This is a genomic window from Amphritea opalescens (genome assembly GCF_003957515.1).
Taxonomy (GTDB): domain Bacteria; phylum Pseudomonadota; class Gammaproteobacteria; order Pseudomonadales; family Balneatricaceae; genus Amphritea; species Amphritea opalescens.
Genome location: NZ_RQXW01000007.1, coordinates 118611 through 143585, shown reverse-complemented (window position 1 = coordinate 143585; position 24975 = coordinate 118611). Strand labels below are relative to the sequence as shown.

At 48.4% G+C, this 24975-nt stretch carries 25 protein-coding genes and 1 riboswitch; of the genes, 12 read left to right on the top strand and 13 right to left on the bottom strand.

Annotated elements, in window-relative coordinates; genetic code table 11:
- Positions 1–2 precede the first annotated feature (2 nt).
- From EH243_RS09705 to EH243_RS09695, 3 genes are all read right to left on the bottom strand, one after another.
- Positions 3–1001 (bottom strand): adenosine deaminase, encoded by a 999-nt coding sequence (locus tag EH243_RS09705; RefSeq protein ID WP_126158454.1) that lies wholly within the window; start codon positions 999–1001, stop codon positions 3–5.
- 77 nt (positions 1002–1078) lie between these two features.
- Entirely contained in the window at positions 1079–2356 is a 1278-nt protein-coding gene (locus tag EH243_RS09700; protein ID WP_241235042.1) for an AmpG family muropeptide MFS transporter, read from the bottom strand.
- Positions 2357–2442: 86 nt separating this feature from the next.
- A complete protein-coding gene (locus EH243_RS09695) occupies positions 2443–2925 on the bottom strand; it encodes a YajQ family cyclic di-GMP-binding protein (RefSeq protein ID WP_126158453.1) in 483 nt (160 codons plus the stop codon).
- A gap of 118 nt (positions 2926–3043) precedes the next feature.
- Between EH243_RS09695 and EH243_RS09690 the strand changes: the two genes are divergently transcribed.
- From EH243_RS09690 to EH243_RS09670, 5 genes are all read left to right on the top strand, one after another.
- Entirely contained in the window at positions 3044–3955 is a 912-nt protein-coding gene (locus EH243_RS09690; protein ID WP_164549086.1) for a ketopantoate reductase family protein, read from the top strand.
- Positions 3956–4017: 62 nt separating this feature from the next.
- Positions 4018–4875, top strand: coding sequence for a polyphosphate kinase 2 (gene ppk2 / locus EH243_RS09685; protein WP_126158451.1), 858 nt, complete (start codon positions 4018–4020; stop codon positions 4873–4875).
- A gap of 155 nt (positions 4876–5030) precedes the next feature.
- A riboswitch (cobalamin riboswitch) is annotated at positions 5031–5256 on the top strand.
- 36 nt (positions 5257–5292) lie between these two features.
- Positions 5293–7146: a TonB-dependent receptor domain-containing protein gene (locus EH243_RS09680; RefSeq protein ID WP_126158450.1), complete on the top strand. Its 1854-nt coding sequence runs from the start codon at positions 5293–5295 to the stop codon at positions 7144–7146.
- 70 nt (positions 7147–7216) lie between these two features.
- Positions 7217–7786, top strand: a complete 570-nt coding sequence (locus EH243_RS09675; protein ID WP_126158449.1) for a cob(I)yrinic acid a,c-diamide adenosyltransferase — start codon at positions 7217–7219, stop codon at positions 7784–7786.
- 108 nt (positions 7787–7894) lie between these two features.
- Positions 7895–8161 carry a hypothetical protein gene (locus EH243_RS09670; RefSeq protein ID WP_126158448.1) on the top strand — a complete coding sequence of 89 codons (267 nt, stop codon included), beginning with the start codon at positions 7895–7897 and terminating at the stop codon, positions 8159–8161.
- A 90-nt stretch (positions 8162–8251) separates the two neighbouring features.
- Here the strand turns inward: EH243_RS09670 and EH243_RS09665 are convergent, their stop codons facing one another.
- Complete coding sequence (locus tag EH243_RS09665) at positions 8252–9139, bottom strand: cobalamin-binding protein (protein ID WP_164549085.1); 888 nt, start codon at positions 9137–9139, stop codon at positions 8252–8254.
- 135 nt (positions 9140–9274) lie between these two features.
- On the opposite strand from EH243_RS09665, the gene EH243_RS09660 reads away from it, so the two are divergent.
- Complete coding sequence (locus tag EH243_RS09660) at positions 9275–10462, top strand: NnrS family protein (RefSeq protein WP_126158446.1); 1188 nt, start codon at positions 9275–9277, stop codon at positions 10460–10462.
- Positions 10463–10725: 263 nt separating this feature from the next.
- Positions 10726–12612 (top strand): methyl-accepting chemotaxis protein, encoded by a 1887-nt coding sequence (locus tag EH243_RS09655; RefSeq protein WP_126158445.1) that lies wholly within the window; start codon positions 10726–10728, stop codon positions 12610–12612.
- A 97-nt stretch (positions 12613–12709) separates the two neighbouring features.
- Here the strand turns inward: EH243_RS09655 and acuI are convergent, their stop codons facing one another.
- Entirely contained in the window at positions 12710–13693 is a 984-nt protein-coding gene (gene acuI / locus EH243_RS09650; RefSeq protein ID WP_126158444.1) for an acrylyl-CoA reductase (NADPH), read from the bottom strand.
- 445 nt (positions 13694–14138) lie between these two features.
- Here acuI and EH243_RS09645 point away from each other — a divergent pair, with 445 nt between their 5' ends.
- The 4 genes from EH243_RS09645 (at position 14139) to EH243_RS09630 (ending at position 17594) form a co-directional block, all read left to right on the top strand.
- Entirely contained in the window at positions 14139–14744 is a 606-nt protein-coding gene (locus EH243_RS09645; RefSeq protein ID WP_206441581.1) for a c-type cytochrome, read from the top strand.
- Between the two features lie 18 nt (positions 14745–14762).
- Positions 14763–15716: a c-type cytochrome gene (locus EH243_RS09640; RefSeq protein ID WP_241235041.1), complete on the top strand. Its 954-nt coding sequence runs from the start codon at positions 14763–14765 to the stop codon at positions 15714–15716.
- A gap of 468 nt (positions 15717–16184) precedes the next feature.
- Positions 16185–16934, top strand: a complete 750-nt coding sequence (locus EH243_RS09635) for a FadR/GntR family transcriptional regulator (RefSeq protein WP_126158442.1) — start codon at positions 16185–16187, stop codon at positions 16932–16934.
- 81 nt (positions 16935–17015) lie between these two features.
- The gene (locus tag EH243_RS09630; RefSeq protein WP_126158441.1) at positions 17016–17594 is read left to right on the top strand and encodes a Z-ring associated ZapG family protein; all 579 of its coding nucleotides are present in this window, start codon (positions 17016–17018) and stop codon (positions 17592–17594) included.
- A 111-nt stretch (positions 17595–17705) separates the two neighbouring features.
- Here EH243_RS09630 and EH243_RS09625 read toward each other — a convergent pair whose 3' ends face one another.
- On the bottom strand, positions 17706–18467 hold the full coding sequence (locus EH243_RS09625) for a Nif3-like dinuclear metal center hexameric protein (RefSeq protein WP_126158440.1): 762 nt from the start codon (positions 18465–18467) through the stop codon (positions 17706–17708).
- A gap of 96 nt (positions 18468–18563) precedes the next feature.
- Between EH243_RS09625 and EH243_RS09620 the strand changes: the two genes are divergently transcribed.
- Positions 18564–19763, top strand: a complete 1200-nt coding sequence (locus EH243_RS09620) for a S1C family serine protease (protein WP_164549092.1) — start codon at positions 18564–18566, stop codon at positions 19761–19763.
- A 63-nt stretch (positions 19764–19826) separates the two neighbouring features.
- Here the strand turns inward: EH243_RS09620 and hisD are convergent, their stop codons facing one another.
- From hisD to mlaD, 7 genes are all read right to left on the bottom strand, one after another.
- Complete coding sequence (hisD, locus tag EH243_RS09615) at positions 19827–21134, bottom strand: histidinol dehydrogenase (RefSeq protein ID WP_126158552.1); 1308 nt, start codon at positions 21132–21134, stop codon at positions 19827–19829.
- Positions 21135–21136: 2 nt separating this feature from the next.
- On the bottom strand, positions 21137–21787 hold the full coding sequence (gene hisG, locus EH243_RS09610) for an ATP phosphoribosyltransferase (RefSeq protein WP_126158438.1): 651 nt from the start codon (positions 21785–21787) through the stop codon (positions 21137–21139).
- Positions 21788–21863: 76 nt separating this feature from the next.
- Positions 21864–23153, bottom strand: coding sequence for a UDP-N-acetylglucosamine 1-carboxyvinyltransferase (gene murA, locus EH243_RS09605; RefSeq protein ID WP_126158437.1), 1290 nt, complete (start codon positions 23151–23153; stop codon positions 21864–21866).
- 22 nt (positions 23154–23175) lie between these two features.
- Positions 23176–23415 (bottom strand): BolA family protein, encoded by a 240-nt coding sequence (locus EH243_RS09600; RefSeq protein WP_126158436.1) that lies wholly within the window; start codon positions 23413–23415, stop codon positions 23176–23178.
- Positions 23416–23535: 120 nt separating this feature from the next.
- Positions 23536–23832, bottom strand: a complete 297-nt coding sequence (locus EH243_RS09595; protein ID WP_126158435.1) for an STAS domain-containing protein — start codon at positions 23830–23832, stop codon at positions 23536–23538.
- Positions 23832–24470 carry an MlaC/ttg2D family ABC transporter substrate-binding protein gene (locus tag EH243_RS09590; RefSeq protein ID WP_241235040.1) on the bottom strand — a complete coding sequence of 213 codons (639 nt, stop codon included), beginning with the start codon at positions 24468–24470 and terminating at the stop codon, positions 23832–23834. The genes EH243_RS09595 and EH243_RS09590 overlap by 1 nt, the downstream gene beginning before the upstream one ends.
- A gap of 41 nt (positions 24471–24511) precedes the next feature.
- On the bottom strand, positions 24512–24973 hold the full coding sequence (gene mlaD, locus EH243_RS09585) for an outer membrane lipid asymmetry maintenance protein MlaD (RefSeq protein ID WP_126158433.1): 462 nt from the start codon (positions 24971–24973) through the stop codon (positions 24512–24514).
- Positions 24974–24975: the final 2 nt, after the last annotated feature.

The following is a 24975-nucleotide window of genomic DNA, read 5'->3' as shown; positions in this document are numbered from 1 at the left end:
ACCTAAGTCGTTAGATGATCCAACGTCGCGAGTAGCGCCGCCTTTCGCTCGGGTTTGGCAAAGCTATATTGGAAGCTATTGCGCGCCAGCTGTATCGCTTGTTCGTGGGTCATACCCAAGCCTTTTTCGAGGGCGAGAAAGTTTTCGGTCAGATAACCGCCAAAATAGGCGGGATCATCGGAGTTGACCGTGACTTTAACGCCCTGCTCTAACATCTGCAAAATATTGTGTTGACTCATATCATCAAACACGCGCAACCGCGTATTCGACAGCGGGCAGACCGTGAGGGCGATATTTTCGTGGGCTAAACGCTCCATCAAGGCTGTATCATCGGCCGCGCGGACCCCATGATCAATACGATCTACTTTTAAGATATCCAAGGCATCAATAACATTCTGTGCGGGGCCTTCTTCGCCGGCATGAGCCACCGTTAATAATCCCAGCTCACGGGCCTTAGCAAAGACACGAGTAAACTTTGCAGGGGGATTATCCTGCTCAGAACTATCCAAACCTATCCCGATAATGTTATCCAAAAAAGGTGTCGCCTGTTGCAGCGTCTCGAAAGCCTCTGCTTCACTCAGGTGACGCAAAAAGCACATGATCAAACCGGTGCTTATGCCATGCTGACTTTCTGCATCCTTTAACGCTCGACTAATCCCATTGATTACTGTTTCAAAAGCGATGCCTCGGGCCGTATGAGTTTGAGGATCAAAAAATGGCTCGATGTGGATAACATTTTGCGCCTGACAGCGTTCGATATAGGCCCAGGTTAGATCATAGAAATCCTGTTCGGTTTGCAGCACCGCCGCGCCTTGATAGTAAAGATCGAGAAAATCCTGCAAATTGCCAAAATCATAGGCTTGTCGTAGCTCATCGACGGAATCATAGGCTAAAGCAATACCATTACGCTCAGCCAATGCAAACATCAACTCAGGCTCTAATGAACCTTCTAGATGAAGGTGTAGTTCAGCCTTGGGTAAGGCATTCAAAAACTGATCCATCCAACACTCCCGCTATCGGTTATGATTATCTATGGTGTTTCATGGTAAACACAAAACACGGGCATGCCTGACACGCGTTATTCTGGAGATTTTAGGTTAGCCGTCGAGGCATGCCAAGGTGCTACTTTCAGTAATAATAGCATCCCTGGAATCGCCAACACTGCGCACAGATAGAAAAACATATTCCAGCCAACAGCGTCAACAATGTACCCCGTCAAGGCATTAACAAAGGTGCGAGGCAGAGCCGCTAAGGCGGTAAACAGTGCAAATTGGGTGGCGGCAAATGTAATACTGGTGGTTCGAGCGATAAAAGCGGTAAACGCCGCTGTACCAAGGCCAACCCCGAGATATTCGAAACTAATCACCACCGCGAGGAGAAGTTTATCTGGGCCGGTTTCAGCCAATAGAGCAAACCCCAGTATCGTCACGACTTGCACAACACCAAAGATCCACAGCGCTCGGTTAATACCCAGTTTAATCATCCACAGGCCGCCAAGAATACCGCCCACAACCGAAGCCCAGAGGGCTGACGCTTTCGCAATGACACCTATCTCTGTCAGACTAAACCCCATATCGATATAAAATGGAGTCGATAAGGCCGTTGCCATATTGTCGCCTAACTTATACAGAAACATAAAACTGAGAATCTGCAGAGCACCGGTCCAGCCAAGCCGCGTGATAAACTCGTTAAAGGGTTCGAGCACCGCTTCTTTCAAGGTTTTCGGTGCTCGGGGGGCTGTAATCGGCTCTTTCACCACCAGCGTCATCGCAACGCCTAAAATCATAAACCCAGCAACAATCATAAAGACGCTGCTCCAAGGCATCATATCGGCCAAAATCAAGCCCAACGCCCCGGGCACTATGCCCGAGATGCGATAAGCCTGTACATGTACCGAGTTGCCCCAACCTAACTCTTCCTCAGGTAATAACTCCCGCCGATAGGCATCCAACACAATATCCTGACTAGCACTGAACAACGCGACGGCCGTTGCCAGATAGGCGATGGTCATGATCGACATTGCCGGATCAAACAGACCTAGACAGGCAATCGATCCCAACAGGGCTATCTGCATTAACAGCATCCACCCTCGACGACGCCCCAAAAACGGTGGGATGTAGCGATCCATCAGCGGCGCCCACATAAACTTCCATGTATAGGGGAAGGTTACTAGAGCAAATAGGCCGATCTCTTTCAGACCCACGCCTTCCGCCCGTAAGTAGGCTGGCAATAGCTGGAACAAAACATACAGCGGCATACCGGACGAAAAGCCAGTAAAAATACAGATAAGCGTACGACGGTTTAATACCGCATCCGACCAGTGCTGCTGTTTATCAGAAGAGTTTGCCGCGTCCACTTAATATCCTTGAAGCGTGCTCGTAAAAAGGATCGGCCTAGCCGATATAAAGTAACGGCAGCTGAATGCTGCCGTTAACTGAAGTATTAATCTCTGAAGTTGGTATATTGCAACGGCAATTCCAGATCAGCCTCACGCAACATCGACATCACGCCCTGCAGATCGTCCCGTTTCTTACCGGTCACCCGTACTTGATCGCCCTGCACTTGAGCCTGCACTTTGAGTTTTTTATCTTTAATCATTTTAATGATTTTCTTACTCAACGGCTGATCCAGCCCCTGCTTCAAAGTCACCAGTTGACGGGCGCGCATATTGACCGTTTGCGCATCACCAACATCGAGACTTTTCGTATCGATCTTACGCCCCACCAGCTTATTGCGCAGAATATCCATCATCTGCTGCAATTGAAAATCTACTTCGGCCTGCAACGTAATAACTTCGCCAGCCAACTCAAATTTGGCATCGACTTTATTAAAATCGTAGCGAGTACTCAGTTCCCGATTGGCCTGGTCCACTGCATTATTCACTTCATGCATATCCAGTTCAGAAACGATATCAAATGATGGCATCCAAATTACTCCTTAAAACACTGCGACCGCCCATCCGGCGGTAAATTCGTTTGATCCTGCCTATCATACCGTTATGATGGTCAGACACATACCCCATTCAGTACAGGATTTTGAACCTATGCACTGGCATATTTTGGGCGCTGGCGCTATCGGGTTGCTCTGGGCAGCTAAACTAGAAAAAGCGGGCCATCAGGTCACGCTGATTCTGCATACTCCGGAAAAACTAACGCAATACACCGAGGCAGGTGGCTTTGCTCTCACCGATAACAACCACACCGAACGGTTCACCCCGTCAGCACAGCTTGCCGATCAGTCTGACCCCATCTCACACCTATTGATCACCACAAAATCATTTGCCGTTACCGACGCCTTTGCCTCGATCCAGCACCGTCTATCGAATAATGCCCGAGTACTATTACTGCATAATGGTATGGGGCCTCAGCAGCAACTGACTGAAGATAATCCTCAATTAGAGATCTGGGCCGGCAGCACCACTGACGGGGCTTATTTTGAGCGCCCTTGGCATCTCATCCGTGCAGGTATCGGTGCCACACAGGTTGGCCGTCTATCGGACAGGGGTAACGATCAATTATTTGAAGCACTCAGCAGTACCGATGATCAACTTACACTGGCCGAGGATATTCAAAGCGTTTTATGGCGCAAACTCGCTATTAATTGCGCGATCAACCCACTCACGGCGCTATATAACTGCCGTAACGGTGAACTACTCAAATACACCGATCGACGGGCAGCCATGGCTCAACTATGTAAAGAGGTCGACGATGTGACCCACGCATTGGGGATCACGTTATTTGAACGGAAATTAATGGAACAAGCATGGGATGTGGCCGAATTGACCGGCGATAACTATTCTTCCATGCAGCAGGATGTAAGCCACCAACGGCCCAACGAAATAGAAACCATCACCGGCTATTTCTGCGCAATAGCTGATCAGGCTCATATTGCAACACCGGCTAACCATCTAGTATTAGAGGCTATAAGAGGCTTAAGCACGACAGGCGATCATTAACACCCTGTTTGGTCTACCACATTTTAATTCTCAACAATGACGAGACTCACAAGGATATTAGTATGGGTAAGAATAAACAGGAGATGAACGCATCTGAAAAACGCCAATCACTCGGTCTCGGGGAGGATTACCCTTATGATGAGAAAATGCCCCGTGATGAGTATGAAAAAGAAAAACGCAGACTTCAGATAGAACTGCTGCAGATGCAAAACTGGATCAAAAAGACCGGCCAAAAAGTCATCATGATTTTTGAAGGCCGAGATGCAGCGGGTAAAGGTGGCGCGATTCAACGTTTCACCGAGCATCTAAACCCTCGGGGCGCTCGCATTGTCGCTTTAGACAAACCCTCTAGCGTTGAACAAGGACAGTGGTATTACCAACGTTATATGCAGGAACTACCCAATGCCGGCGAAATCGTTCTATTTGACCGTTCTTGGTATAACCGAGCCGGTGTCGAGCACGTCATGGAGTTTTGTACGGAAGAGGAATATAAATTATTTCTTAAACACACCCCCATGCTAGAGCAGATGCTCGTAGAAAGTGGCGTATGGCTGTTTAAGTTTTGGTTTTCAGTCAATCAGCGGGAACAGTTTCATCGTTTTGAAGAACGCCGTGAAGACCCCTTAAAACAATGGAAGCTCAGCCCCATGGATATCGCCTCCGTCGAACGCTGGGAAGATTACACCAAAGCCAAAGAAGCGATGTATCACTATACCCATACGGAATTCGCGCCTTGGACCACCATTATGTCCGATGATAAAAAACGGGCCCGCCTGAGCGCCATGAAAATTGTCCTTAATGCCCTGCCCTACAAAGAGCAAAAAGATAAAAAAGATCTCAAGCCCGACAGCAACATCGTTGCCGATGCGATGGACCGACTACCTCAATTCAGCAAAAAACATATTCCAGACATTGATTAAATAAACCATCAGACCCTAGCCAAACCCAGCCGACCCAATCACAGGATCGGCTGACGCCCCGCGACAAGATAAATCACCAAAAGTTCAACCAAATGACCCGAATTCACCAATACCTGATTGATTTTCATTTGACCAGAGCGCAACTGCAACATAGAGTAGCCCCTCGCTCTACTGGTGCCCAACGCTGATTCTACAGCCAGGGTTAATCGGGAAGTTTGGTGCGCTCCTCAACAGAGCAACTCCAACGCTGCCCCCGCAACGGTAAGTAACTGCAAAACTGACTTCGCCACTGTGATGGGAAGGCGTCAGTTGTTGTTTGATGATTGGCTCATCACCAATCAAGTTACAAGCCCGGAGACCGGCCAGTAGTCAGTCCACTATTTAAGTGCACGGTGGGTGCGCTAAACAGGAAATACAATGAACCGACTCCTTTCTCAGGCCGTACTGTTGGGTACTTCACTGATTTCTGCTGCCGCTGTAGCACAAGAAAATAACACACAAGAAGCCAATGCATCAGACAACACACTGCAAACGATTGTTGTGTCAGCCAACCGCATTGAGCAACCGATTACAGAAACCATTGCTTCTGTCTCAGTGATCACCGAGGAAGAGCTTCGCCGTTCACAGGTAACCTCTGTCAAAGCAGCCATCAACCTTCTGCCCGGCGTTAACTTCACCAGTAGTGGCGGCCGTGGACAGACAGCATCTCTGTTTACCCGAGGCACAGAGTCGGATCATACGTTAATCCTACTAAACGGTCTTCGCATCGGTAATCCATCAACAACCGGCACTCAGCTAGAACTCATTCCCATCGATCAAATCGATAGAATTGAGTTTGTTCGAGGACCACGCTCTGCTCTTTATGGTTCTGACGCCATTGGCGGCATCATCCAGATCTTTACCAAACAAGCTGCTGGCGAAACCAGCGGATCTGTCGCCGTCACCGTTGGCGGTCAGGGAACTCAAAAGATAGACGCGAACATCGCGAAACAATACAGCGATACGGGTAATATATTGGTATCACTATCAAGTGATCGCGATGATGGCTTTGATGTTCTAGATGACGCAGAGACGGATAACGATGGTTATCGTAATCTATCCGCTAATATCACATTAAATCAGCAATTAAATGATCAATTGGATCTGACTCTGCAAGCCTTTAAGTGGCAAGGCAACACAGAGTTCGACAGCGCTTATAGCGGTAATGAATCTGATTTTGAAAACGAACTCTACTCCGGAAAAATTAGTTACGCTGAGGAAAGCTTTGAAAGTTCTCTCACAACGGCATTCCTAAGAAATGATAGTCTCACTTATGGTAACGGTACCAGTCGTAAAGATGGCACGCGCTATGTGACCGAGCGTCTTCAGCTAAACTGGCTGAACAGTTTCTTTATTGATAACAATACCGTCACCGCAGGTATCGATTATATTGATGATGACCTACGCGATAGCACAGTAAAATATAGCGAAACGAGTCGTCAAACCAAAGCGGCTTTCGCTGGTTTATTACATCAAGGCGACCGTTATCAGGTTGAGGCTAGCGGTCGTTATACCGATGACGATCAATTTGGTGATAACTCAACCTACAGCCTCGGTTATGCTTACCAGTTTGAACCGATGAAAGTAGCGCTAAGCTATGGCACCGCCTATAAAGCCCCAACATTCGATGATCTATATGCACCGTTCGTAAGCTATGGTGCATGGGGAACGTATCAGGGAAATGCTGATTTACAACCTGAAGAGTCTGAAACGACTGAACTAACCTTTTCAGGTAACGGCCCTGCTATCTGGGAAATCAGTTTCTATAAAACCAATGTTACGAACCTAATTACCTATAGCACAGACCCTGTTACTTTCGACTCTACGATGATGAATGTCGAGAAAGCCGAGATAGAAGGCGCCGATGCAAGTTATCAGATTAGCTACGGCAACTGGAATCATATCGTGTCATATCAGTACGTAGATGCGAGAAACGCAGCAACTGGGAAAAGACTGCTTAACCGACCACAGGATACGGTGAAATGGCAGATTAACTATGCCATCAACCAATGGGCGGCGGGCAGCGCCCTCATCTGGGAAGGCAAACGTGATGTCTATAATGACACTCTGCCAGGCTTTGCCGTTGTCGATTTTTTCACAACCTATCAAATCACCCCCGAGTGGCAGTTAGGTGCACGTGTTGAAAACCTGTTCGACAAGGTATATCAAACCAATCCTGGGTATTATACTCAGGACCGCCTAGTAACCGCCTCGGCCCGTTACAGTTTCTAATCACTGAACAGATTCAATGCGAAACAAAAAGGCCGGGCTCTATCCCCGGCCTTTTTATTAGGAGCTGAAAATGACAAACCGTCTGACGAAAATTTATACCCGCACCGGCGATAAGGGTACGACATCACTGGCCAATGGCCATAAAGTGGATAAGTGCCATCCTCGTATCGAAACCCTCGGTGACACCGACGAGCTCAACTGCCTACTCGGCGTACTCATTGCCGAACTGCCCGCTCAGGAACCGTTAAGGAAGCTGTTGCTACAGTGTCAGAATGATCTGTTTGATCTCGGAGGAGAGCTGGCCGTTGCTGATCCCGCTTACACCGTCATCAATGATGCAGTGATCACCGAAATGGAACAGCAGATCGACGCGATGAACAGTTCTCTGCCACCGTTAAAGGAGTTTATTCTGCCGGGCGGAAATCGTGCAGCAGCACTGTGTCATCAAGCACGCAGCGTATGCCGACGAGCTGAAAGACGCATGGTGGAACTGGCGCAGCAGGAAACGGTCAATCAGATAAGCGCGAAGTATCTGAACCGGCTTTCCGATCTTCTGTTTGTCGCCGCTCGGGTATTAACCCGGCAGCAGGGAGATGAGATTTTATGGCGACCTCGTAAGCCAAGCACGCCCAAGTCATAAACGCGTGGCAAGATAAAAACCGATAGAATAAACCTAGAGCGAGTCAGTCGAATGAATGACTGACTCAATAAACCAAACCGACCTAACCAATCGTTGAGAGAAACTAATATGTTGCGTTTAACCGTCCCTCTAGCCCTTTCAGCCATCCTTTTAGCACCGCTGGCCCAAGCGGACTGCGCCGATGAGCAAAGCTGGTGTGAAACAAAGTGCGAAGTTAAACATATGACCGATGATGCAGCTATTGCTGGGTGCAAATCGAAGTGTGTCGCCGCACGAGCTGCCTGCAGCACCCAAGCCGGTGCAGAAACCGCGTGGGATGCCACGAAAGAAGCCGCCGAGGATACAAAATCGTTCTTCAAAGGCCTGACCGAGTAATCATCCATCGAGGATGACGATGGCCGATGGGTAAGCGCTATTGATCAATCTCGTCACATAGCTCTAACAGCGATCAAAGCGAAATAAGGTTTACTGTTTAACGGCTATCCGTGCCTGCTGAATGGCATCACACATCTGTTGAGTACCATCCAGCAAGCGCATGGTTGGTCGGTAGAGCAGGTCTTCATTCAGACGATGAAATTGATGAAGACGACTCGCCGCCAGTTCAGGCCATGCTAACCATTGCTGCTGCCAACCTTCGGGGACGTTTTCGCCGGTTAGAATAATCTGCGGATCGGTCTGTAACACCGACTCTATTCCTAAGCGAGGTACAACCTCTCGATGTTCAGCAAACACATTTTCACCACCGCACACCTCGATCACCTGGCTGATCATCTGGCTCTTATTCACGGTCATCAACGGCTGATGCCAAAGCTGATAAAACACTCGCATACTTGCCCGGCCTGAATAGCGCTGTTGCAGCTGCTGTAATCGCTCTTCAAACTCTGCGGCCTGCTGTTCAGCGGCAGGCAACTGTAATAACTGTCCTAATGCTCGCAAGTTATCTGGAATATCACTAAACCGTTGCGGGTCTGAATAATAAACAGGAATACCTAACTGCTCTAGCCGCTGTAAAGGCAGCTGTGGATTACCACCAGCCCAAGCCACGACAAGATCAGGCTGCATAGCAATAATGGCTTCCAGATTAAATCCCTGCGAATCACCTACCACCGGAACGCTCAGCGCGGCCTCCGGATAATCACTATGACTCACAACACCCACAACATAGTCACCACCACCGATGGCGAATAGGTTTTCGGTGATATGGGGCGCTAATGCAATCACTCGTCTCGCCGGTTGAGTCATATTAATCACTCGACCATGATTATCTGTCACACTGATATCGGCTTGCGCTACCGAAGCGAATAGACATTGGCTGCATACAAATAGGGTAAAACCGAGTAACTTTAGCCGCATAACGGATCGCCGAGATAAGAGTGGGTCTGAATGCATTTGATTCTACCCTACCCCTCGATGAAAAATATCAGTCTAGCCGTTAAAATACTCATCTATTTCCACGTTTTTTGAACCATCAGTCAGGGTGCCATCTTTATGCAGATTCAGGAACCAAACCAAGGCCAAGGTTTTGCCTTGTTCAATCTGGGCTTTCGTCCCTTCTTTTTATTCGCTGCGCTCTCTAGCATGCTCTTCATGACCTACTGGCTCATGCTGCTAGGCAAAGGACAATCCACTTACGACTATTACCTGCTGAGTCAAATATGGCACGGTCACGAAATGCTGTTTGGTTATGCCGCTGCCGTGATCACGGGCTTTCTATTGGCCGCTGTACGCAACTGGACCTCGATACAAACACCTTATGGCGCCAAACTAGCGGGACTATTTCTGCTCTGGCTGGCCGGTCGTGTATTGCCGATAGTCTCTGAGTTGGTCACACCACTGCCGGCACCTTTAATTGCGATCACTGATCTCCTTTTTTTACCTCTGGTCGCACTCACGATTGGCATACCGATTATCCGTTCAGGCAACTATCGCAACCTAGTCTTTACCATTATTTTACTGGCGCTGACGCTGGCCAACCTATTAGTGCACCTTCAGCTATTAGGGGTCACACAAACAACCTTAGCGAGCGGCTTACAACTGGCACTAGGGCTAATCGTCGTCATCATGGTGGTGATGGGTGGCCGAGTCATCCCCTTCTTTACTGAACGCGCTTTGGCATTTGAGGCAAAACGTTACACTTGGCTCGAACCCTTGATCATTCCACTAGCCGCAGCTTGGTTACTCGCGGATCTGTTCCAATTAACGCTGATCACCAGTCTATTCGCCGCCCTCAATGCGCTAATACATGTTATTCGCCTTAGCGGCTGGTTCAAATTACGGATGATACGTAACCCTCTTATCTGGATTTTGCATCTAGCCTATCTGTTTATCCCTCTAGGGTTTGCACTCGATGCGCTCTCAGGCGTGATCGCCCTCTCGCCATATATTGCCATCCATGCCTTTGCTGCCGGCGCTATCGGATCTATGACCATTGGGATGATGGCCCGCGTATCACTGGGTCATACCGCCCGCCCACTGAAAGTCGCGAAGATCACTGTCGTCGCCTTTATACTGATGGCCATCGCCGGTGTTATTAGAGTCTTTATGCCGTTAATTCCAGAACTCCATATGATGGGCGTACATATTTCCGGGGGTTTGTGGATGCTATCTTGGCTGCTCTTCCTGATTCCTTATACCCCCATATTACTGAAACCCAGACTCGATGGTCAGTTTGGCTAACCCATTGACTGCGATCCAATAAGAAACGCTCTGCACGTTTATATTTCAACAAGGCTTCACAGTGGTGCAAAACGCACCACTGCATGCCTCTTCGCATTTGAATCTCACGATATCACAGGCCCCACGAGCTGAGGTTAATGGCTCAACGGGCCAAGCCGGGCTCAACACAACCGCTTATTATATTCCTGAGATGAACTTTATATTCAAATGGAACAAGATTTGCTTGTATCTAGTGCTTATGCGGTACTCTGATGGAATGAGCAATGACACTATTTAGTAAACTATTTGGCACATCAAACAGTACGACTCCAGACAAAGACATTCCTACTATCGACACCCTGGTCGCAGAGACCATCGACTACCAATATTTTTCAGACGATGAAAAACGTTTCTATCGTGCATTACAGCTGATTAGCGGTCAGACCGCCCAACTCTCCCGACAAGTATTCAGAGCGCTTGAAGCCCAAGAGAACTTTCTTTCCGAAATTAGTCAGCGAGCCAATAAACTCGATACAGAATTAACGGTGGCCAACAACTACCTCAACAGCTCTAACGCAACTGTTGACTCGTTACAGCAACAAATCGAGGTTGAAGTACAGGACGTTAACACCTCGATCAATCAATCCTTGGAGGAGATAAGCCTTTCCCTCTCAGAAAAGTCGAGTAATGTTAATGAAGTGCTGGATGGCATTCTAAGAATAGGTAAAGGCGTGAATCTACTCGCGCTCAACGCTTCCATTGAAGCCGCCCGCGCCGGTGAGCATGGACGAGGCTTTGCGGTGGTCGCCGATGAAGTAAGACGCCTCGCAAACGTCACCACAGAACAAGCTCATCAGGCCGCCAAACAACTCGATTTCTCGCAGGTTAACACAGATCTCCAGAATATCAGCCGCGCCAATACCGATAAACTAGCCAACTTCGTGGATGTCATCCAATCGGCCACGGGCCAATTAACCGAGCTCTTTAATTCCATCGGCACAGAGCTGAGTGCGGTTATGGAAAATACCGCCGTCATCTTTGAAACGCTGGAAATGAGCACCGGCACAATGCAACGCATCGGCAGCAAAAATGAACTGATTAATCATGTCGTCGAAGAGATGTCTCAGGGGTTGGATAAAGTAGATATCCACAGTACCGATCTCTCTTCAGCCTCTTTCGCGATCAATAATACGCTCAAAAAATTACACCTCGTGGCTGACGCTGGGCATGATCAGTTAGACGATATTTTACGCCGAGGTAAACTGCGAGTGGCCATCGAACCTAACTTTGTCGGCTTATCATTCCGTGAGAAACTAGGCGATCCTTTGAAGGGCCTCGATGTTGATTATGCCTTAGCATTTGCGCGCTACCTCGGGGTTGAGTGCGAATTCATCGAAACACCGTGGGATATGTGTACAGAACTGCTCACCTCGGGTGAAAAATTTGGACAACCACCCGCCGATATTGTTATCAGCGCACTGCCGCCATCCGCAGAATATGACAACGTCGCTTACTCTGAAGCCTACACCTATCTTCCGTGGGTACTTGCCCGCCGAAAAGGCGACCGTCGGATTAATTCCGTCAAAGATCTACAGGATAAGGTCGTTGGTGTGATTAATGATCCCGCAGGCTTAATGATTCTGGAAGATCTCGGTATTCGCTGGAGTAGTAACGAGAAAAAATCCGGCGGCACCATCCGACTCAATAATTTAATTGCCTACTCGGATCAATCGCGTATCCACCACTGTCTAACCGATGGCATTGTTGATGCTTTCGGCATTGATCTACCTATTTATTACTGGGCATGTAAAAACCCAGCAAGCCCTTGGTTCGATAAAATTGAGATCATTCCTGGCAACCTAGCCTCCCGACCTTTTTTCTACACCATGGTCGTGAATAGCAACGCTTCCAGCTACCGCCTATTGGCCCAAGCCAATCGATTCATTCACTGGTTTAAACAGCAGAGTGAACGGAGGGATATTGAGCAAAAATGGCAAGGATCGGTTCTAGAGGGGACGGGGTCTTATCGTAATGAGCCCGGTAATCTACTAGGCGAATCCGATCTAAAAAAACATTATGAAGCGCACTGCCACACCTTTAACCTTGAGCCTAAAGGGCTCAATATCAACCAGCAAAGCGAGATGCAAAAACAAGCCTTTCAGACACAATAACGGTATTGTGTTTGGTCCCTCGTCAGAGGCGCTATTTTGAATATAAAAAAGGAGACCGAGGCCTCCTTTTTATTATTCATCGTTCAAACCACAGAACTTACTTGTTAGGGTCGACTAAAGTACGTCCCTGAATTTTACCGGCGACAATATCTGCTGCCGCTTGAGGCAAATCGGATAAGCCAATCACATTGGCAATCTCACCCAAAGCATTATCAGGCAGGTCGGTCAGCAGTCGATTCCACGCGGCGGTGCGGATATCGACAGGACACATCACCGAATCGACCCCTTGCAAACGGACATTACGCAAAATAAATGGCATCACCGTGGTCGGTAACTTATAGCCACCCGCTAGACCACAAGCCGCCACCGTACCGCGATAATCGGTTTCAGCCAGCACCCGAGCCAGCATAGTATCACCGACCGTATCGATGCCACCGGCCCAACGTTGCTTCTCAAGAGGACGGGCAGCTTCAGCCATTTCGGCACGTGTCAGTATCTCGTTAGCGCCTAAATCTCGCAGGTAATCATGGGTGGACTCACGTCCGGTAACCGCCGCGACGGTATAACCAAGCCGACTCAAAATGGCCACCGCAACACTACCCACACCACCGGCAGCACCGGTCACCACGACAGTACCACGATCAGGCGTAATACCGCCGTCTTCCAGCGCCATCACGCAGAGCATCGCTGTCAGCCCCGCCGTACCGATTGACATCGCCTTAGCGGCATCCATTCCTGCTGGCATTTTAACCAACCACTCGGGTTTCATCCGCGCAAACTGACTATAACCACCCCAGTACCGTTCACCCACACTCCAACCTGTCATAATCACCTGATCGCCAGGCTGATAATCTGGGCTGCGAGACTCTTTAACGACTCCCGCAAGATCAATCCCCGGCACCATTGGAAACTTATGCACAATTTTTCCCGTGCCCGTCACCGCTAAGCCATCTTTATAATTCAGTGAGGAGTAACTAACTTCCACCAGCACATCTTCATCCGGCAGATCGCTGAGTTCTAGTGTTTTTACCGCAGAGAGTGTTTTCCCCTCTTCCTGTTCTAATACCAGTGCATTAAACATAATTCACCTCACTTTTACTTTTAATCATTTCTTCGACAAGTCTTGCATCGGACAAAGCCTGATGGATACGTCTTTTGCGAATACCGCGGGCACATCTACGCAACGCTCAACCAAAACTGACTAAACATCAGTGCAAATACTCTGTTTATTTGAATAAACCAACTAAGCGAATCTACACCATTTCCATTTGTCTTACAAATTAACTAATTAATCTACAAACGATAATAATAACGGTATAACAGAAGAACAACTACTCTCTATAAGCCCCCGTTTGCCTCGTCTTATGCAATAAAACCACGCCCTAAAAGCAATTCGGAATTGTTTCTATAAATCACCGGTCAGCAGATAGCTATTTTTAAACTTAGACTATAATTAAGTTATATGAACGCAAGAAGAAGAGAAGTCTATGTTGATACACAATAAAAGCATTGTGCTAACGATCATAATGACACTATCCCCTATGGCCCTCGCCGATGACTTAGGGCAGACGATCGTGATGCAAGGCAATGGTAAAGGCGCGATGGCCTGTTCTATCTGCCATGGTGCAAGTGGTGCTGGTCAAGCTCAAGCCGCTTTCCCTAAACTCGCAGGCTTAGACCCTGAATATATGCAAAAGCAGTTAGAAGATTTCACCACGGCCAAACGAAACAATCCGGTGATGTCGCCTATCGCTAAAGCACTAACAAAAGAGGAAGCTGTCGCCGTCTCTTCATATTTTGCTCAAATGCCCACTCCGGCCCCCGCAAGCGCCAACGTTGATGAACCCCTCATACAAGCAGGCAAGCGACTGGCCGAAGAGGGAAACTGGGCGAATGATATCCCTAGCTGCTTCGCCTGCCATGGTACAAACGCCAATGGCATTGGTGCCAACTTTCCGGCACTCGCAGGCCAACATGCCAGTTATATAGAACAACAGTTAAACGCTTGGCGCTCGGGACAACGTAGTAATGACCCTAATCAGTTGATGGCGAGTGTTTCTCAGCGCCTCAGCGAGGCAGAAATAAAAGCCGTTAGCGCCTTTTTAGCTAACTTATCGGTAACCGAACATTAAGAAATGTTGGTGGTTTTTATGTTGCACACAAAGATAAACATTAAAGTAATGCCAAAGCTCAATCTACGCGTACTCAGGTTGCAGTTGGGCGCGGTGTTATTAAGCTCCCTTACACTTAGCCAAGCCTTCGCCGCTGACAAAGACTATCAGGTTGAATTACCCGCCGCGCCTGAAGGTTCGGTAACCTTTACGTCGCCGAATGAGGCCGATATCCCCAATAATGCATTCGGTGATGCGGTACGTTATGGGCAGTCACTCTTTACCAATACACAGCAATTACGCGGGAAGTATGTTGGCAATGAACTAAACTGCTCCAACTGCCATATTAACAAAGGCAGAAAAGCGAATGCCGCGCCATTGTGGGGGGCATTTCCTATGTACCCGGCTTATCGAAAAAAGAACGATCACGTCAATACCATCGATGAAAGGATTCAAGGGTGTTTTACCTACAGTATGAACGGCACCCCTCCACCTTTCGGCAGCAAAGAGCTCACCGCACTGGTGACCTACCATTACTGGCTATCAACCGGCGCTCCCGTTGGGCAAGCGCTGCCTGGGCGTGGTTATCCCAAGCTTGATACTCCAGCAGAGGCTCCTAGTGTTAGCCGCGGAGAAGTCGTCTATCAAGATAATTGCGCCATCTGTCATGGCGACAATGGCGCGGGCACCCAAGTAGATGGGCATTACGCTTTTCCGCCATTATGGGGCAAGGATTCCTTTAATTGGGGTGCCGGCATGCACCGTGTTAATACCGCTGCCGGCTTTATCAAAGCCAATATGCCGCTCGGCAAACCCAATAGTCTAACAGACCAGCAAGCTTGGGATGTCGCCGCTTTCATGAATAGTCACGAACGGCCACAAGATCCACGATATAACGGCAATATCGCGCAAACAGCGGAAACCTTCCATAAGCATCAGTGCTTTTATAACAAAGAGGTCGATAATGAACTCAGAGGACAGGGTGTGAAGTAACACTGAAACACAAAAATAGAGGCGTTCCCCTGACCCGCTGAGAATGTGATCAGCATCTGGTTTTTCGAGGGCGCCTCTCCCTTCAATATCTTCTGTTTTAAAATTTTGTGCCTTAAATATCTGCTACTTGAAAGAACCCCAACCAATCACACTCTGATATTGTGCGTTAAATCCTTAATGTACCTCCGAAAGCCACACCCATGGCGATATCCACTGTCGTTAGGGGTTAACGCGATCCAAGCGGTTGTTTCAGCACTTAGCTATGCTATAGAATCTAAGCCTATTAATAATCGTTCATTGATTGTGCAGGCCTATTTGTCGGGTTAATACCATCCTAACGAGGATTGCAAAGGCAGCGCTATTCTTAACAAAATTCTGCCACACAAACCGTCCGGTTCATGCTTTGCCATCCAAATTTGAAGCCATGGGATACTATCGAGATATGCAACCAACAGTAGGAGAGACTCTGTGAGTTTAGAAATAGCCCCCATCGCTCAACGCAGTTTATCTAGCCAGATTGCACAGCAGATTCGTCAGGCCATTATGGATGGCTCTCTAAAAGCAGATGACCGCTTACCCACTGAAGGGGAATTAGCGCTGCGCTATGAAGTATCCCGTCCGACGATTCGAGAAGCCCTTAAACGCTTGGCGGCGCAGAATTTAATTCGCTCTCGCCGAGGCCCTACTGGCGGTACCTTTATCAACCGCCCCTCCACTGCCGACCTGAGCGATGCACTCAGCAGTGCCACCACCCTATTAGTAGGAATGGATGCGTTCTCGCTGGAGGATATCAATCAAACCCGCCTACTGCTGGAAACTAACTGCCTGCAATTAGCAGCCACGCAGATCACCACAGCACAGCTCGATGAACTGGCACAGGAGCTATCTAAGCAGCAAAACGATCAGCTCACACCTGAGCAGTTTTGCGCTTCAGATGTCCGCTTTCATCGCTTAATCGCCGAAGCATCAGGCAACCCTCTACTCAGTTTCATTATGGTCAGCATCATAGAAGCGCTACAACCCATCAGCAATATGATCACCTTTCGCTTTCGCGAACGCTCAGTGATGGCCGATCAACACCTACGGATTCTGCAGGCGTTAAAGCAACATGATGCCGAACAAGCATGCGCGGTATTAGCAGAACAAGTGAATTATCTGAGCGAAAAAAGCCAACAAGCCCAGCAATGGAAAGCCACAAACCCAACTAAGCCGGAATAAGGCACTCACCAAAATAACATAGGATTTATCCTATAATTGCGGTATTCTTCAGCTATGAATCAGTGCATTTAAGGAGTTAATGTGGAAGAGAATAGCGTCTGGATTATTGGTATTGTAGCCCTGTTAGCAGGAGCACTTATTGGCTACCTGATGGGACGTTCTGGCGATACTTCCAGTCAGAAAAAACTGACGAATGAGCTCAATGAAGCGCAACGTGATTTAAGTGACTACAAAGAAAAGATTAACGGTCACTTCGAAAAAACCGCTGAACTCGTCAACAATCTGACTGAAAGCTACAAACAGGTTCACCAGCACCTCGCTCAGGGATCAGAAACACTCTGCATGGGTGTGCACTCGCCTGACAAGCTTAACAGTGATGCCAAGCCACAAATTGAAGAGCAGCCTCAGACGGAACCCGAGGAAGCTAAGGACGACATCGAGCCGACAGAAGCAGCCAAACCAGAGGATGAGCCTGTCGTTATTGAGCCACCTCGAGATTATGCACCGAAGAAAGCCGATGAAGAAGGTACGCTCTCTGATAAGTTCGGTCTAAAAAAGAAATCAGACAGTGAGGAAGAGGAACTCCAAGATGTAATTCCTCCTATCTTGAAAGATCAGATTCCCCATACCAGTGACAGTGTTAAAAAACCAGCTAGTTAGCCTAGTAAAGACTAACAGTAACACCGTCTAATAAACTAAAAACCGGCCATGGCCGGTTTTTTTTTACCTCTCGATCTTTAACCTTTCAGGTGCCTAACACTGATAGCACCGTCACACGGGGTTATGGATATCGACAAACTGATGTTCAAGATCAAATTCTGCTGCCAGCTTCTCACCCAATGCTTGCACACCATATCGTTCAGTCGCGTGATGACCCGCAGCAAAATAATGAATACCCAACTCTCTCGCACTATGTACCGTCGGCTCGGAAATTTCGCCCGAAATAAAAGCATCTAAGCCCAGAGCTGCCGCTTTTTCGATATACCCCTGTGCCGCACCGGTGCACCAGCCGACCGTTTCAATCAATTCTGGCCCACCATCGATGTGAAGCACTTCACGCCCCAGCGCTGCGGCTATCTGCTGGCTAAAATCGGCCGCCGTCAACGGAGTATCTAAACGCCCAGTCAGCCCAATGCTTAACGGGTTAGCAAGCTCTAACCCTCCACTAATGTGCAACCCTAACTGTTTTGCAAGACAAGCATTATTGCCTAATTCAGGATGGCCATCCAAAGGAAGGTGATACGCGAGTAGACTGATATCATGGCTTAACAGTGTTTGTAAGCGGCGTTTTTTCATCCCCGTTATCACCTCTGGCTCACCTTTCCAGAAGTAACCATGGTGAACTAAAATCAGATCGGCCTCTAAAGCGACCGCACGATCCAACAATGCCTGGCTAGCCGTGACACCGGAGACGATACGACGCACCTCTGCACGGCCTTCAACCTGTAGGCCATTTGGGCAATAATCCCTGTATTTCTCAGGGCTCATCAAAGAATCACAATAATTAACTAACTGTTTCAGTAATACCGCCATAATCTTTTCTTTATCTTCCCAAAAACCCGTTATTATCCGTATAATTCCCATTCAACTGAATAACTTTACCACTGTTTATAAAGGCATCTCTAATTGATTCAACGTTTTGCTTTTCTAGTTTGGCCTATCCTGTCAGGGATACTTGCCGCCGTGGCGTTGCTGATCTATCTACCTGATACGTTTGCTCCCCAAACTAATACCGTACAGATCCGTCAGGTCGACACACCTTCAACGGAGATGCGCGGCCCATTTTCATACGCCGATGCGGTAGAGCATGCGGCCTCTAGTGTCGTCAATATTTATACCCGCACAGTCGTGCCAAGCAGTAATAAACAGATCTATAGCGATCCGAGCATCCGTAAATATTATGATGCAAAAACCGGCCATAAAGAGCGCATTCAATCGAGCCTAGGTTCCGGCGTAATTCTCAGCCCTGAGGGTTACATTGCGACGAATAACCATGTTATTTCCGGTGCGGACAGTATCGTGGTGGCATTAAAGGATGGTCGCGAGGCAACAGCAACGGTTGTGGGCAACGATCCGGATACCGATCTAGCCGTCCTTAAAATCAACCTCACAAACCTACCTAGCATTACGGTCAGCTCATCCGCTAATTTACGCGTCGGTGATGTTGCTCTGGCAATCGGCAACCCCTTTGGCGTTGGCCAAACCGTTACCATGGGCATTATCAGCGCCACTGGCCGCAATCAATTAGGGCTAAACACCTATGAAGACTTTATTCAAACCGATGCGGCTATCAATCCAGGCAACTCTGGCGGCGCACTGATTAATGCCGAAGGCAATCTGATCGGTATTAATACGGCAATCTTTACCCGCTCAGGCGGGTCTCAGGGTATTGGCTTTGCGATCCCCTCGGACCAAGCTAAACAGGTGATGCAAGATCTGATAGACCATGGCCGAGTCATTCGTGGTTGGGTGGGTGTTGAAGCCCAAGAAATCACCCCTGAGCTGGCTGAGTCGTTCGGATTAAAAGATACGAAAGGGCTGATTATTGCGGGCATTTATCGCGATGGACCGGCACACAAAGCGGGACTGCTACCTGGGGATATCCTACTAGAGATTGGCGGCAAAAAAATCGTCAACAGTTTTAATTCGATGTATAGCGTCGCCCGAATGCCGCCAGGCACCGTGCTTCCGGTCAAAATATGGCGTAACGGTGAAGCAAAAGAACTTGAGATAACTGTCACTCAACGCCCAGCGATTGCAAACCCTATAACGGAAATCCCGGCACAACCTTCAACCGAAGAGACCAATAAAGAAAAGGCGAGCCAATAATGAGTAGCTACAAAAAAAGCCCCTCGGGGCTTTTTTTGTTACTAACGGTGTCACAACCATCGATCAATCTTTGATGCGATATTCCGCCGAACGCGCATGTGCCGTCAGGCTTTCACCTCGGGCTAATACCGAAGCGACCTTACCCATTTCTGATGCACCATCTTCTGAGAACATGATCAGCGAAGAGCGTTTCTGGAAATCATACACACCTAAAGGTGATGAGAATCGCGCGGTACCCGACGTAGGCAATACGTGATTTGGCCCAGCACAGTAATCGCCTAACGCCTCAGCGGTATAGCGGCCCATGAAGATAGCACCCGCATGCTTAATCAACGGTAACAGTGCCTGAGGGTCTTCAACCGACAACTCTAAGTGTTCCGGCGCAATACGGTTATTCACCTTCGCCGCTTCTTCTAAGTTAGCTACTTTGATCAGCGCGGCACGATCCGCCAGAGAACGACCGATAATCGCTTTCCGCTCCATCGTGGGCAACAGCTTCTCGATACTGGCACTGACTTTATCGAGGAAGTCGGCATCAGGGCTGATCAGAATAGGCTGAGCATCTTCATCGTGTTCCGCCTGCGAGAAAAGATCCATCGCGATCCAATCAGGATCGGTACCACCATCACAAATCACTAAGATTTCAGATGGCCCTGCGATCATATCGATACCAACGGTGCCAAACACGGCGCGTTTTGCCGTCGCCACAAAGATATTGCCCGGACCAACGATTTTATCCACCTTAGGAACCGTTTCAGTACCATAAGCCAGTGCCGCAATCGCTTGCGCACCTCCGATAGCAAAAGCGCGACTAACGCCGGCCAGTGCCGCCGCAGCCAGTACCAGTTGGTTCACTTCACCGTCCGGTGTAGGCACAACCATAATCAGCTCTTCAACACCGGCCACATGTGCCGGAATTGCATTCATCAATACCGAAGAAGGATAAGAGGCTTTACCACCGGGCACATATAAGCCCGCTTTATCCATCGGCGTGACTTTCTGGCCTAGCAATGTGCCTTCGGCGTCTTGATACTGCCAAGACTCACCCTTCTGCCGTTCGTGATAATCACGAACACGCTGAGCAGCCACTCGGAGTGCGTTATTCTGATCGGCAGGCAAGCCGGCCAAGGCTTTATTCAAATCATCCTGAGTAAACTCAAGCTCAGCCATGGAACTAACACTGAGCCGATCGAAACGGTTAGTGTACTCAACAACCGCGCTATCACCTTCCGCTTTCACGCGGTCGAGGATATCTTCAACGGTCCGGTTAACCTCTTTATTAGAAACCGATTCCCAAGCCAACAATTTATCCAATTGCTCGCTAAAATCAGCTTGCTGACTGTCTAATCTTAATACCATTGGTTTGGCCATCATTATTTCGACCTGTCTTTACGCGCTTCGACTGCCGCGGCTAATTGTTCAATAATAGGTTGGATCTGCCGATGCTTCATTTTCAACGCAGCCTTACCTACCACCAAGCGAGAGCTGATATAACAGATATCATCCATCGGTACTAAACCGTTAGCCCGCAACGTATTACCCGTATCGACAATATCAACGATCCGGTCGGCTAAGCCCATGATCGGAGCCAGCTCCATCGCGCCGTACAGTTTGATAATATCAACCTGCCGCCCCCGACGGGCAAAGTACTCTTTGGTAATATTGACAAACTTAGTAGCGACTTTCATCCGCCCTTCAACTTCACCCGCATCCTTCATGCCTGCCACCATCAAGCGGCATTTAGCAATATCGAGATCCAGTGGTTCGTACAGATCTTTCGAGCCATACTCTAACAGCACATCTTTACCCGCAACCCCCATATCTGCCCCGCCATGTTCCACATAGGTAGGAACATCCGTCGCCCGAATAACAACCAGTTTGATGTTCTCATGGTTGGTATCGAAAATAAGCTTACGACTGCTGAAAATATCTTCAGCGGGGATAATATTAGCCGCTTCTAAGAGAGGCAGCGTATCTTTCAGAATACGCCCTTTAGATAGCGCAATGGTCAGGTTCTGTTTCATATTTGCTATTTTGTTACCACTTAAAATTGAGTACGGGCACACAGCCTAGGCTGTAAATGCTCATTGTCTATCGCTACTAACTTTCGCTCTGAGCTACGTTAACGCCACCCGGAACTCGTTTAATCTTAGCGCCTAATAATTGGAGCTTTTCTTCGATGCACTCATATCCACGGTCGATATGATAAATACGATCGATAACAGTATCGCCTGTTGCCACCATGGCAGCAATCACCAGACTCGCAGAAGCGCGCAGATCCGTCGCCATCACCGGTGCGCCGGTCAGCACTTCACGCCCTTCAGTAATCGCCGTATTGCCATCGATGGTGATCTTCGCCCCCATGCGCTGCATCTCTTGCATATGCATAAAGCGGTTTTCAAACACCGTCTCTTTAATGACGCCCACGCCTTCAGCGATAACGTTTAGCGCGGCAAACTGTGCTTGCATATCGGTCGGGAACGCAGGATAAGGTGCAGTCGTTACATTGACCGCTTTCGGACGCTTGCCGTGCATATCTAAGCTAATCCAGTCAGAGCCACATTCAATCTCTGCCCCCGCTTCCCTAAGTTTCTCCAATACGACATCAAGAATATCTGGCCGAGTGCTTTTAACTTTCACTTTGCCTCGAGTAGCGGCGGCGGCAACGAGATAAGTCCCGGTTTCAATCCGGTCAGCAATTACCGAATAGGTGCAGCGTTTTAATGACGCGACGCCATTAACCACGATGGTATCGGTACCATGACCGGTAATATCAGCGCCCATGGCGATCAGGAATTCAGCGAGGTCAACGATTTCAGGTTCGCGAGCGGCATTTTCTATAATGGACTGACCCTCAGCCAGTGCGGCCGCCATCAGAATATTTTCGGTACCCGTTACCGTCACGATATCAAAAAAGACCCGACCACCTTTCAAACGGCCATCGCAGGTCGCGCGAATAAAACCTTCTTCGACAGTGATCTCAGCCCCTAACGCTTCAAGGCCTTTCAGGTGAAGATCCACCGGCCGACTACCGATAGCACAACCACCCGGCAGTGACACCTCAGCATGACCAAAATGCGCCAGCAGTGGCCCCAAGACCAAAATCGAAGCGCGCATGGTTTTCACCAGATCATAGGGCGCGATCGTCGAGGTTAATGTCGTTGCATCGATTTCAACATTCAGTTTTTCATCGACGGTTAGATCAACACCCATCTGCCGGAGTAACTCAAGCATGGTGGTAATATCATGCAGATGAGGCAAGTTACTGACAGTAACCGGCTCGTCCGCTAATAGAGTGGCGGCCAGAATAGGCAAAGCGGAGTTTTTGGCTCCAGAAATGCGTACTTCACCTTCCAGCCGGTTTCCACCGGTAATGATCAGTTTATCCATGAAAATAGGGTCTCTATGCGCTTCAGTTCTGTTCTGCCCACTGGGCTCGGGTAAAGGTCTTAATGGTCAGAGCATGGATACTACCGTCAGCAATCTGGTCGGCAAGACAAGCATAAACCATCTGCTGTTTTTTGACCGGCCGCAGACCTTCAAAGATATCGCCGACAACAGTGACTTGAAAGTTACAACCTTCACCTTCAGGAAAGACTTCACAGCCTTCTAGTTTTTCTTCCAGAATACGTTTTACATCTTCGATTTGCATGCATGATACCAATGAGTATTGGGGGAAAATAATAGGCCGGCAATGATAGCGGAAAATGTGACAAAAGGCGATGACTGTCATGAAACAGCCATCGATAGCAACAAGTCTTAAACCACTGACCTATGGCGTCAGACTGGTACTTTCCAGTCCAACTAAACGAACGATTGCGCTCAGTTCAGCGGGAATATTAAGCGCTTTAAGGGGACGCTGAAGCGCCCGACTTTTCCGCTCAAGGCAGAGCCATAGGGAGACCGCAGAACTATCCACACGTTGTACGCCAGCAAAATCGACAACCACGGCCTGACCAGCTTGTTCGAAGGCTTTTTCAAGCGCCTCCCGCACCGAGATAATCGTACTAAATAGCAGATCACCCTTCAGCAGTATGGTATCAGCAGTCATCTCAACTTGAGCGGCCATTAGCTATCCTTACTACTATTACTCGCATTACTAGCAATAGCATCTTTCCAATCAGAGATTACCTGCTTCACATTACCATTGGCACGCGATGCCATATCCGCAAATTGGTTTTTGAAATTTAGTCGTAAGTTAATACCATCGACCAGCACATTCACCAGTTTCCAGCCATCATCCTGTTTCAGCATGTAATACACCAATGTGTATTGTTTACCATCAGCAGCATAAACATACACACTAACCACTTGCTTATCTTCTGCTGGGCTAGGATGTCCCTCTGGTGCAACTTCATAGCGGACAATATTAAAACCCGTGAGTGATTTAGCAAAGGTACGTACCATCGTATCTTTAAAAACCGTTGAGAACAGCGCCTGCTGCTTTTCATCAACACGTTTATAATACTTACCCATCACCCGCTTAGAGACATAGCCAAAATCAACGACCGGGTTGAGGATTGCTTCGATGTCCGCAATCAACTCTTCGCTCTGCTCTGGTGCTTTCAGTGATGGCTTTTCTAGCACGGTCATCATCTGCGATGAAGCCTGCTCTATCGTATCCCGCGCTCCCTCCCATGAGGCCTGAGCCGACACAGAAGCAAAGACCAATGCGAGTAACACCAAACAACGATTAATATATTTCATATTCCTACTTCCCATACTTATGTAGCGATACCAAACACTGGTTATTCAGAGGCCTGATTGAAAAGGAATTTACCAATCAACTCTTCTAGCACCAACGAAGATTGAGTGTCTTCAATAAAATCACCCTCTTTTAGTATTTCATCGTCTGCGGCTCCTGTGGTGATACCCACATATTTCTCACCTAACAGACCGGCGGTTAAGATAGAGGCTGAGCTATCCGATGTCAGATAATCCACATCCGCATTAATCTCCATCTCGACCAGCGCCATCAGCTTTTGGCGATCGATGGTAATATTGGTGACTTTACCAATAGCGACACCCGACATGGTCACTTTTGAGCGCGCAGTCAGCCCCCCCGCATTTTCGAATCGGGCATAGATTTTATATGCCCCCTCCTGCTTTGCTAGTGTCAGGCCGCTGACACTGATCGCCAGCATCGCCAACGACAATATGCCGACTAACATAAAAATGCCTACACCCAGCTCAATTCCACGATTACGCATGT